This is a genomic window from Paenibacillus sp. J2R1T-4 (genome assembly GCF_059692235.1).
Genome location: NZ_JCAUBA010000008.1, coordinates 222,331 through 233,802, shown reverse-complemented (window position 1 = coordinate 233,802; position 11,472 = coordinate 222,331). Strand labels below are relative to the sequence as shown.

General features: G+C 47.4%; 9 protein-coding genes. All 9 read right to left on the bottom strand.

Annotation, left to right across the window (positions count from 1 at the left end; all coding sequences use genetic code 11):
* Positions 1-94 precede the first annotated feature (94 nt).
* Positions 95-889 carry an SDR family NAD(P)-dependent oxidoreductase gene (locus tag AC58QD_RS15970; protein WP_497334902.1) on the bottom strand — a complete coding sequence of 265 codons (795 nt, stop codon included), beginning with the start codon at positions 887-889 and terminating at the stop codon, positions 95-97.
* A 16-nt stretch (positions 890-905) separates the two neighbouring features.
* A complete protein-coding gene (locus AC58QD_RS15965) occupies positions 906-1,952 on the bottom strand; it encodes a Gfo/Idh/MocA family protein (RefSeq protein WP_497334900.1) in 1,047 nt (348 codons plus the stop codon).
* The gene (locus AC58QD_RS15960) at positions 1,949-3,256 is read right to left on the bottom strand and encodes a hypothetical protein (RefSeq protein WP_497334898.1); all 1,308 of its coding nucleotides are present in this window, start codon (positions 3,254-3,256) and stop codon (positions 1,949-1,951) included. Before AC58QD_RS15960 ends, AC58QD_RS15965 begins: the two co-directional genes overlap by 4 nt.
* Positions 3,257-3,310: 54 nt before the next feature.
* Positions 3,311-4,342: an NAD(P)-dependent oxidoreductase gene (locus AC58QD_RS15955; RefSeq protein WP_497335015.1), complete on the bottom strand. Its 1,032-nt coding sequence runs from the start codon at positions 4,340-4,342 to the stop codon at positions 3,311-3,313.
* A 127-nt stretch (positions 4,343-4,469) separates the two neighbouring features.
* Positions 4,470-5,462, bottom strand: coding sequence for a LacI family DNA-binding transcriptional regulator (locus AC58QD_RS15950; RefSeq protein WP_497334896.1), 993 nt, complete (start codon positions 5,460-5,462; stop codon positions 4,470-4,472).
* 19 nt (positions 5,463-5,481) lie between these two features.
* A complete protein-coding gene (locus AC58QD_RS15945) occupies positions 5,482-6,924 on the bottom strand; it encodes a family 43 glycosylhydrolase (protein ID WP_497334894.1) in 1,443 nt (480 codons plus the stop codon).
* Between the two features lie 67 nt (positions 6,925-6,991).
* On the bottom strand, positions 6,992-7,888 hold the full coding sequence (locus AC58QD_RS15940) for a carbohydrate ABC transporter permease (RefSeq protein ID WP_497334892.1): 897 nt from the start codon (positions 7,886-7,888) through the stop codon (positions 6,992-6,994).
* Positions 7,882-8,805 carry an ABC transporter permease gene (locus AC58QD_RS15935; protein ID WP_497334890.1) on the bottom strand — a complete coding sequence of 308 codons (924 nt, stop codon included), beginning with the start codon at positions 8,803-8,805 and terminating at the stop codon, positions 7,882-7,884. The genes AC58QD_RS15940 and AC58QD_RS15935 overlap by 7 nt, the downstream gene beginning before the upstream one ends.
* Before the next feature lie 364 nt (positions 8,806-9,169).
* The gene (locus AC58QD_RS15930; RefSeq protein ID WP_497334888.1) at positions 9,170-11,440 is read right to left on the bottom strand and encodes a helix-turn-helix domain-containing protein; all 2,271 of its coding nucleotides are present in this window, start codon (positions 11,438-11,440) and stop codon (positions 9,170-9,172) included.
* Positions 11,441-11,472: the final 32 nt, after the last annotated feature.

Sequence of the window (11,472 nt, the reverse complement as noted above, 5' to 3'; positions counted from 1 at the left end):
CCCGGCAATCGTTATGACAACGTTGTCTCAACTGGATTGAGTTAACCTGCGATTCAAGACATTTCAGCCTGAATGGCTGAGGCACACCGGATTGTTACTGTGCATAATTCAGATCGACTCCGGATCGTCCGCCATCCACGCATAGCGTTGCAGCGGTCATGTAAGAAGAGTCATCACTGGCCAGAAAAGCAATACCCGCAGCGATCTCCTCGGCTCTTCCGATGCGATTCATGATACAGCTCGTAATTCTCATCTGTTCGAGCTCCTTCTTTCTGTCAGCGGCACCGGGCCCATAGCCATAATGAAATTCAGTCGCCGCCCTCCCAGGAGCAATGGTATTAACCCGAATATTGTATTTGCAGAGCTCGACTGCCATACTGTTAGACAGCGACTGAAGACCGGCTTTGGTTGAATCGTACAGGCTGGCGCCTGCTCTGCTTATTGTCGCACCATCTGAGGAAACATTCACAACAGACGCCCCCCTCTTCTTGAGCAGAGGCAATACTTGCTGCGTAACAAAATAAGGAGCCTTCATATTAATGGATAGACCTGGTTCCCAGGCTTCCGGCTTTGCCATTTCCAGATTGCCGCCGCCAATGGGGATCCCGGCACTATTAATCAAAATATCCAAGCCATCTACTAGCTCCGCAGCCTGTCGACCCATCCCGACAATAGCTTGGAATTCTGCCAGATTGGTCTCGATATAAAAAGCCTTAATGCCCCTCTCCGCAACTTCATCCCGTACTTGCTCACTCAATACCCGATTCCGGTCCACAATGATAACCGTCCCCAAGCCTTCTTCCGCCATCCGGACTATTGCAGCATACCCGAACCCGGAAGCCCCCCCGGTAACAAGTGCCGTCTTGCCTGTAAATCGTAAAAGCCCCATTACGCTTCCTCCTCCATTACTGCGCAACCCTGACTTCTATCGCCCTTTTCTCATGCATGCTCTTCAATAACGACTCGATGACATACGAATTGTTCACCGATTCCAGAAGAGGCATTACCGGAAGCTCCTCGCCCCGTGCAGCTCTAGCGAAATTCAACAATTGCAGCCGATAGGAGTCCATCCATGGAACCCGATAGATTTCGTCTTCCCGCGGACTGCTTGCTCCCGCCTGCATCACTCTAATCTCGCTCTCTTTCTTCATCGTCCACGCGACCGGAAGATGAACAATACCTTTGGCACAAGTAATTTGCAGTTCCTGGCTTTGATGCGCTTGCTTGCTGCTCTCGATCACACCGATTCGTCCATTATCGTATTCAATTAATCCGTACAAACGATTCTCCACTTCATACTTGGCGCTTATGGTACCGCTTCCAAACACCCTGACAGGATTTCCACCGATGAAGTGACTGAGAGCATTGACACAATAACATACGCGATCATAGACGACACCCCCTCCGCATTCTTTACGCTGCCTCCAGTTCCGATCCCCATCTTCCGGAGAGGAAGCTTCATCGTCATAGGAATGAAATACAGCCCGAGCACTATCCACTGCTCCAAAACGACCGCTGTTGACTAACTCAGCAACTTTATGAATGGCCGGATTATGTCGATACATAAAGCCTTCCATCAGGAACACATCATGTTTCCTTGCGTAATTGTATAAGGCCCTGGCATCTTCACCTGTTAAAGTCAATGCTTTTTCACACAGTATGTTTTTCACGCCTGCATCGATAAGCATCCTAATCTGATCGTAGTGCTGCGTCGGCCATGTAGCCAACAATACTCCGTCAAGCTCTTCCTTGCTGCACATTTCTTCATAATCCGTATAAAAACTGTCACAATGATATTGCTCCGCCCACTGCTGCACACGGCGTTCATTCCGTGAGCAGCAGCTTGAGAAGCGCAAATCCTCTGCAAGATCAGCAATGGAGCCTGCATGAAGATGGGAGATTGCGCCACAGCCAATCATACCCATTCGAAAAGTACGGCTGATCTTACTCAACCTCCCTTCAGGCGATAAATATGAATCCGTTCCAAGGCTGCAGCCCCGCCTTCAGTGGAGGGACCTACGGTGAATTGACGTAACTTAACGGAAATCCTGGCGGCCAGAGAATATCGATCGTCCACGAACAGCTCGATAATATCTTCTTCGACAATGATGCGAACCTGGGAGCAGGAGTCTAACGAATGAACGGGTCTATCGCTGTGGATCGTGTCATTCGTGGCAATCATCAATCGACCTTCTTTGCGATCCAATTGGATGTCTACCGGATACGGGGACTCTTCATCCCGAAGGGATATTATTACCCGTTCACAGCCAGTGTCCCATTGAATGGTTATATCCATGTCGATACGCTCGTAGCTGCCGGGCAAAGCTTCAACCGCCGCCGTTGGATTCATTGCGGCCTGATCCATGGATAATAGAAGCTCACCGCGAATGCTCTTCCCAACCGATGCCTCCAATCTCGAAGCGAGCGAACCATCGCGATCCTGATAGATCTCACGGGGAAAAGCAAGATGTCCTCCCCAATACTGATGGCCTAATGTTTCCTTATCCTGAAGGGGAATCCAGCCGAACATCAGTCTGCCGTCCCCGTAGGGTATGGTTTGGGCGGCAGCCAGATCGCTTCCGTCCAGGCAAGCCCAATGTTGGGCGACCCAAGGTCCAGTGGAATGATCGCTCACCAGATAATCAGGTCTTCCGACCGCATGGTCATATGCGCTGTAGAGCAAATACCATTTCTCGTTGATGCGGAACATTTCGGGACATTCCGGATCACCCATGTCGCCATGGAAGTATAGATCGCCGCGAGGTACCCAGGTCATCAGATCGGAGGACGATGCAAAGGCAATGCCTCCATTGGGACCATTGTTGTCTCCTCCTTTTCGACTTGTCATGATAATCCAATACAGCTGCTCTTCATCATTCCAGAAGAGAAAGGGGTCTCTTAGAATCGTATATTCCGGCTGTGGGGGTACGTTATAAGCTTCCCCTGCCGCTCGCCAAGTCAGCAAATCCTCGCTCACCGAGCCTCTCATGACGTTCTCACTGCCGAAGTAGCTGCGGAATAATCGTTGGAAGGAATCATGAAACATGCCGAGCACAAAATAAGGCTTCAATGGAGGAAATAACGTATCGGGATCATGCGTAATGACTGTTTCTTCCCAATTCAGGAAGTCGTCCGATCGCAGCAGCGCTGCTTCGTATTTGCCTCCTGGCTTCAAATAGTATAAATACAAGGTTCCATCGTGAAGAAATGGATGTACGTCGCCAATCGCATGTTCCGGATGTATGTAGTGTAACAACCTTTTGTTCTCCTGCATGATCTTCATCAGCTCCCTTTCAAAGACTCCCCTTCTTTAATTCACCCTGCTTGCTGTAATTCTGGCCAGCTTCTCTTGAAGCCTGACACTGCCCAGCACTTCTCGATTAATAACATGCGGAGGAATATTACCTTCTAATAATTGCTGGATGATCCCGTTAAGCTGAGCAGCCATTCCTGCGGTCAAGTCTTCCGTAATAGCCAGTGAATGAGGGGATAAAATAACCTGATCCATGCTAAGGAATGGATGGTTGTTCGGCAAAGGCTCTTGTTCATATACATCCAGCGCAGCTCCGGCAATATCGCCATTACGCAGGGCTTGAATCAATGCCGACTCATCTACTATCGCACCTCTGGCAAGATTAATCACAAATGCAGATCGTTTCATTAAGTCCAATTGTGCGGCGCCGATCATATGATAGGTGTCGGATCGCAAAGGGCAATTAATAAGCAAATAGTCGCTTTCCCGCAACAATGTGTTGAGATCCGTCAAACGCGTGCTGAAGTCATTGGCTATCTCCGCATCTGCTCGAGGTGAATAGGTTAAGTAGTTCATATCAAAGCCACTCATCAAGCGGAAGGTTTCTTTGGCAATGTTGCCAAAGCCTATTGAACCCAGGCACTTCCCCCTAAGCCCTGGTCCGACCAATCCATAACCACGCCTCCAATCCCCCTGTCTTACACTGCGATCCTTATCGGAAAGGGAAGTCGCAAGAGCGAGCACCATAGCTGCATTGGCTGTAGCCACTGGACGTTTGACCGCCTCAGGGGTAATGGTTACCATTACCCCTGCTTCCGTGCAGGCTTCCAAATCCACATTGTCATAACCGACTCCCCAACGGGCAATCAGAAGGAGATTCTCTGCTTCCGTTAAGCTTTTCTTCGTCCATTTGGGCGTCAAAGAAATGACCACGTCTGCATCCTTAACTTGGCTAGGTTGCACTTCTTCGTAATGCTGTTCGAACCAATCCCAATTTATTGCGTTATTCTCACGCAGCCATGACAGTCCCATCTTCCAAGGATCCGGGAATTTCTCAAGAAAATCACGAGTCAGGCTGATACGCATCATACCCAATCCTGTCCAACTCCCTTCTGCAGTTTGAATGATTGCCCTGTATGACAACGATGTCACAATAAGCTATAAGGAGCCTTCATTATTCAAGGGCTCACTCCATAAAGGCATTTTTCATAGATTATCAACGTAAATACATGTTCTTAACCGAATTTCGCGAGATTAGAAAAGGCTCCAACAAGGAAATAATGGGTCCCCCTTTTTTGTCCTTCTCGATCCGATCAATGATAGTTCTGCAGGCAGAAAGACCCAGGTATTCTATCGGCTGTGAGATCGTAGTAATATCAAGCAATCCCGCCCAGGAAACATCATCGAACATGATAAGGCTGATATCATTCGGAATAGAGATTTTGTTCTCTTTGCAAACCTTGATGAAATCCATCCCAATCGTGTTCGTCCCGGCAATTAGCGCAGTAGGCTTCGTCTCCATAATTTTATTATAGATGGTCATTCGAAGATCTGTCTGAAATGGAAGATGCATAATCATATGGTCTTTAACCGGGATGTTCTGTTCTTCCATCGCTTGTCTGTAACCCTCTGCACGATTCGGTGATATTTGACTTTCTACGCTAAGCAGCAAAATATCCTTATGGCCGTTTTGCAGCAGGTGTTTGGTTGCAATATAAGCGCCTCGGCGGTCGTCAACCAGTACAGAATCAAGTTCGGAGAATCCTTGGCGGAACATCTGGACCAATGCGATATTTTGCTTCTTCAATTGATTAACCATAGACTGGTTCTTGGTTGAGGTTGGTGTGAAGATAATGCCATCGACACGAGATCTGGACAGCAAGCTCAAATCCTCCGCTTCTTGCTCGGCATTCTCATTGCTGTAGGAGAGCAATAGTCGATAGCCAATTCTCTTCAATTCAGCCTCGATTATACGGGTAATGATGGAGTAAAAAGGATTGTCGATATCGGATATAATGAGGCCGATAACATGACTTTTCTGGTTTTTTAGGCTTCTAGCCATTAAATTAGGTGTGTAGCCTAGTTGATCTGCGGCGTTCAAGATGCGTTCCTTTACACTTTTGCTAATATAAGTGTCTTCCCTGAAAGCTCTGGAAACACTCGATATGGATACTCCTGCCAATTTGGCAACGTCTCGACTGTTAGCCATGTTACCTCCTCCTCCTCTCTCACCTTACAATCACTTCTGAAAAAACAGCCTTCGTATCACTTGTAAATAATCCTAAGCGACCGGAGCTTATATCTTTCAACGGTGCGGTAAGCGTTACACCGGCTACGAACACTTCAATAATATTGTCCTTCAAAAAGAGGATGATTGGCAAAGATTCATTAAGCTCAGCAGGCAAGCCTCTTGAGCATATAATCCTTGGGCCTCTCATTGCCGGTCCATGGAATGCTTCTATTGTATAAGTGCGTTCCAATGACAGCATTCTCGCTCCCAAATCGATTGTGACTGCATAACAATGCGAATGATCGTCTGACGATCGAACAAGAACACCCAGGCTGCCATGATGATTTGCAACTGAAACCTTTAATTTCAAGCCAATATCTTTCGATTGTTCTTCCATGAGACAAGACGCGAATCCAATATCGGTATGAGAGGTCGCTCCCCCCTCCGAAAATACCCATTCGCCAGAAATTGGACTGAAATTATGATGACCCTTATTACCCGAATCGACAAGTGAGCGTTCGAATACTTCCGGACAGGCAAGCTCCAATTCTCCATTAGCCTTCTGCACAATTTCTCTGGGGGTAACAAATGAGCCTCCCCACTGTGCAGAGCTCGCATCTTTTCCTCCCGCTAACTCCCCGCACCATCCCAACAGATAACGTCTCGTTCCATCGCTAACGGTTTTGGCTGCATAGAAGAAATAATCTCCAGCGTCAAAATGCGGGTATTCCGGAAGCTCCCATGGTCCGTTAGGAGAGTTGGACATCCGGTATTCCGTTCTACCGAATTGAGAAAAGACGAGATACCACCAATCCCCTACGCGGAACAGGTCGGGACATTCAAGTGACGGATATTTATTAGGAGCATACAGCGGGGGTCTAAACTCCCATTGCTGCATATCCTGGGAAACCGCTAATCCAATGACTCCTCTTCTTACCCCATTCAAAGGCTTCTGCGCTCCAGCCGTAAAGAGCATCCAGTAACACTGCTCCTCTTCATTCCAGAAAACATAAGGATCCCTGAAATCCTCACCTGCACCGTAATAGGTCGAATCTAACTTAAGTATTGGGTTAAGTTCGTTCTTCGTGAAATGAATGCCATCGTCGGACACGGCTTGCATGATCTGCTCCCTGCCTGAGGCACTTCCCGGACTAAAACCTGTATAAAAGATATGAATTTGTTCCCCACATCGGATGACTGAGCCCGTAAAACACGCCCCACCGTCTTGTTCATTCTGAAGCCCTGTCTCAAGCGCGTCCGGCATTACTTCCCAATCCACCAGATCTCTGCTGCGAATATGAGCCCAAGGGGTTTGATGTCTGCTCCAGCCTGCTCCATCAGTAAATCCTTTTAAATAGTATACATGATAATAACCATTATCGTAAAAAGGTATTATATCCGCTACTATCCGATTCTTGTCGGAATGAAAGCGTATTGCCATTTCCTGTCCTCCTATGATGAAAAAAATATAATCGTCTTCGTACCATGATCTACTCTCATAACTTGCCTTACCCTTTAATGGATCCTATCATCACCCCTTTAACGAAATATTTTTGAACAAACGGATACATAATCAGCATTGGAATCGAGGATACGACGATCAACCCGTACTTGATTACATCAGCAATCCGATCCTGCTCCGAGAAATCTGTAAACTGATCCACCATCTCTTGCGACAGCATATTTTTGATAAGAATATTCCGTAGGATCAGCTGCAGAGGATACTTGCTTGTATCGTTTAGATAAATCAGTGCTTCGAAAAACTTATTCCAATGCCCTACCCCATAAAAAAGAGTCAGCACAGCCAATATCGGTTTAGACAGGGGCAGTACGATCCTTAGTAAATAGCCGAAGTTTTTGCTGCCATCGATTTGCGCTGCCTCGTATAACTCATCCGGAATCGAAATTTGAAAATAAGTACGTGCCACAATGACGTTCCACATAGACACAGCGCTAGGCAAGATCAAGGCCCACATCGTATTAAGCAGCCCCAGTGATTTAACGACCATGTAAGTGGGAATCAATCCGCCGCTGAAGAACATCGTGAATGCAAATATGAAAGTGAAGAAATTCCGTGCCATAAAGTTGCTTCTAGACAGAGGATAAGCCGCCAGGACCGTCATCACAACATTCACAATCGTACCGACTATTGTGTAGACGATGGCATTTTTGTAGCCGTTCCAAATTTCCTTGCTGGCAAATATTTTGGAGTATCCCTCCCACGTGAAATCCACTGGCAAGAGCCACATCTCACCGTTGGACACAGCATAAGGATCACTGACAGAAGCACTTAATATATAAAGGAGCGGATATAGCACCGCGATAAAGACCAGCGTGACAAGCGTCAAATTCACGATGTCAAAAATTCGGTCAGCCCTAGGTCCCTTGATGCTTTGGTTTACCATAAACCCGTCCTCCCCATCTTCTTCACAACAATATTGGCTGTTATCAGCAGAATGAAATTAATAGCGGCATTGAACAACCCGATTGCCGTTGCATAGCTGTACTGCACGCCGACCAACCCGACATTGTACACATACGTCGAGATGACCTGAGAGCTCGAGACATTCATCGAGTTCTGCATCAGGAACACTTTCTCAAAGCCCACGTTCATTAAGCTTCCTATCTGCAGCACAAGCATGATTGTGATAATGGGCATTATAGCCGGCAGATCAATATGCCATATCTTCTTCAGTTTGGTGATTCCATCCACCTTTGCGGCCTCATGCAGGCTGACATCTACAGAGGTGAGAGCGGCAATATAGATGATGGCACCCCAGCCAACCCCTTGCCATACGCCTGAGATAACGAAAATGCTCTTGAAGTAATCGGGATTCTGCATAAAATGAATCGGCTCGAATCCCATCTTCTGCAGTAGCAGATTAATCATTCCCGAGGATGGGGAGAGAAACGCGATCAGCATTCCCACGAAAACGACTGTGGAGATAAAATGCGGTGCATAAGTAACCGTCTGCACCAGCTTTTTGAATTTTTTGGAAGTCACCTCATTGAGCATCAACGCCAGTATAATTGGAGCCGGAAACCCAATCGCCAAGGAAAGCAAGCTGATCAACAACGTATTGGTAACAATCCGTAAGAAGTCATACGAGTTGATGAATCGTTCGAAATACTTCAATCCAACCCACTCATCTCCGAAAATACCGTGAATCGGAGAAAATTCCTTGAACGCAAGCTGCACCCCGACCATCGGAATATACTCAAAAATGATAAAGTAGAGAAATACCGGCAAGATCAGGAGATACAAATCATATTCCCTTACGATATTCTTCTTCAATCTTTTACCAAAGTTGTCTGTCTTCATGCTTTTCTCATTCCTCCCCATTTACCCCACCGCCATTCCGAATTCAACCATCGCATGCCATATGTTATGGTAGCGGTTTCAATCAATAGATAGTTTCACGGGATGATTTCCCATTCACATCCCTCGCAATATTTGTGACAACGTTGTCTTACTCTTATAATTGGAATTATAGGATCAGTATTGTGTTCTGTCAACAGAATTATATTTTTATTGAAAAGTATAATAATTTTCCTGACATCGTTGTCATATTTCATCTGAGCTAGTTGTTACTTCGAGTTGGATTACCCGCAGAGACGCTACTGGACAATATACAGATGGGGCTGACCCCTTTTCGGATCAGCCCCATCTGTTTTTTCAATTATTATCACTCCTCGTTAAATTTTTCCCGATATTGTCCTGGTGTCATCCCCTCTTGCTTGCGAAAATAACGAATAAAATTTTGCGAATTGTTATAATGCAGCCGTTCTGCGATCTCGGATATTTTCAGGTCCGTCTCGACGAGCAGCTCCTTTGCCCTCTGCAGTCGGAAGCTGGACAAACATTCGCTGAAGCTCACGCCTACCTCCTTGCGAAACACGCCCCTAATGTAGTCCGGGTGATAGCCCAGCCGCGTTGCGCAAAGATCCAGCGACAGGTCCGTCTCCACCTCCTCACGAATCATGTTCAGCATCTGGTCGGAAATCTTCACATATTGATGCTTTCGTTTCTTCTCGAACAGCTCCATCATCGGGATGATCAGCGTATCCTTGAACCACTGCTCGATCTCCTTGATCGTTTTTAACCGATAGAGCTGGTCAATCAGCGACTTTTCCCCGTCATACAGCGACTCAATCGGTTCTCCTGAATTTTGCGCCATCAACACAAGATTAAGCAGGAAGGCCGTTAATGGAACGAAATATTCCCGGTGCCCCACTTTCTCCCGAAAAATTTCCGTCAAGTACGCACTCAGCAGATGGTTCGCTTGGTCAAAATCGGCCAACTTCACCGCATCCAGCAACTCCTGCTCCAACCGGTCGGGGAGTCTCGATAATATCGTTCCTTCCGGTTCCACGTCTTCGATATAAATGACCGAGCTCGGCCCCGTTCGAATCGTGTATTTCAAGGCTTCCGTTGCATCCTGATAAGCTCTTTGCGCAGCCTCTACGGTAGGGTAGAAGCGGCTGATCCCTATACTGATTTCCAGCTCGAGGAATTGCTCCACCTTATACCGGATCTCGGCCGCTAACTCATTGATTCTTTTCTTGAACAACTCCTGGCTTACTCCTCCGCTGCCAAGCAGCGCAACCTGGGTCCGACGAATTACGGCTGGCTTCAAGCGCTCTGAGGCGGGGATAATTTCCTCCACAATGTTGTTGATGGCAAACAGCAGAAGATCTTCATCCCTCTCCTCATAACGGGTCCCCTCGAAGGTATCGATTTGAACCGCCAATACGCATATGTCGTTCCAAGCCTGCCTCTCTCCAGCTGCCTCTAGCCGTTCATGAATATCTCGGGCCCTTACCTCCCCCTGGAATAGCTTAATCATGAAAAGCTCTTCCACCTGACGACGTTGATCTTCGATAATACCGGTGAGCCTATGCTTCGTGTGCAGCATCTCGTGCACTTGATTACCGATATAGCCAAGCTCATCCCGATCGCGCTCCCCACTCCCGGATTGAACCAACCCAGGCTCTGCTTGGAGCGAACGGTACAGTCGGTAGATCGGACTGTACATCCTTCGGGAGCCCAGCCAGGACAACAGTATCGTGAACGCCAGGATGAGCAGGCAAGTCGTATACGTGTACCATTTGATCACCTTGGAATCCTTCGTAATCAAATCAACGGCGGAGATGGATACATAGGTCCATCCGTTATAAGACGATTTGCGGAAGATCACTCCCACGCCCCCGCCCGCGTTGTCATGATACTCTCCTATCGCTTCCTGCCCATTACGAAGCCGCTGAAGCTCCGGGACGTTGCTGAAATTGTTGCCGATCTGATCCGGATCGCTATGGGCAAGCACCATCCCAGCCTCGTCAAGAATCATCACTTCGCCAAGATCGCGATTGATCGTTAGCAGCTTGTTAAGCTTCTTGCTATCGAATTTGATCACTATGAGACCGGAAGGCGCAAGTGAATGCACGGGAAGTTTCTTAACCAGATGCACCTCATTACCCGACTCAGCGATCGTCCAGAAGCTTGTTTTGCCATAGCTTGCGTAGTTCCTCACCATATCGGCTTGCTTGAAACTTTCGATTCGCAGCACCTCTGTGCTGTTATCAATCGCCCAGCCCTGGTTCAGGCTGGTCAATAGCACATCATATATACCGAGCTCATAGCTTTGCAATTGTTGCAAGCCCTGAAGCAGGCCGTTAACTGTTTCGAACTGCCCAGGGGTTAACGGCATGTTCATTGAGGAGCTTACAAGAGATGAGCTGATGAATTGAACCGCAGATTTGTCCGCCGTCTTCAGAACCTGCTCCACCCTTTGCTGCGTTTGCTCCAGATTCAGCATGTTACCCTTGGCCACTTTATCCTGGATTATCTCCGATGACTTCTGATAAGACAGGACCCCTAATACGAGCACCGGCAAGGTGCCCAGCACCAGACTGAACAGGAATAAACGCAACAAATATTTAGGCGGACGAATTCTCATGCTCGGACAAACCCCCATTGTATGTGCATAAA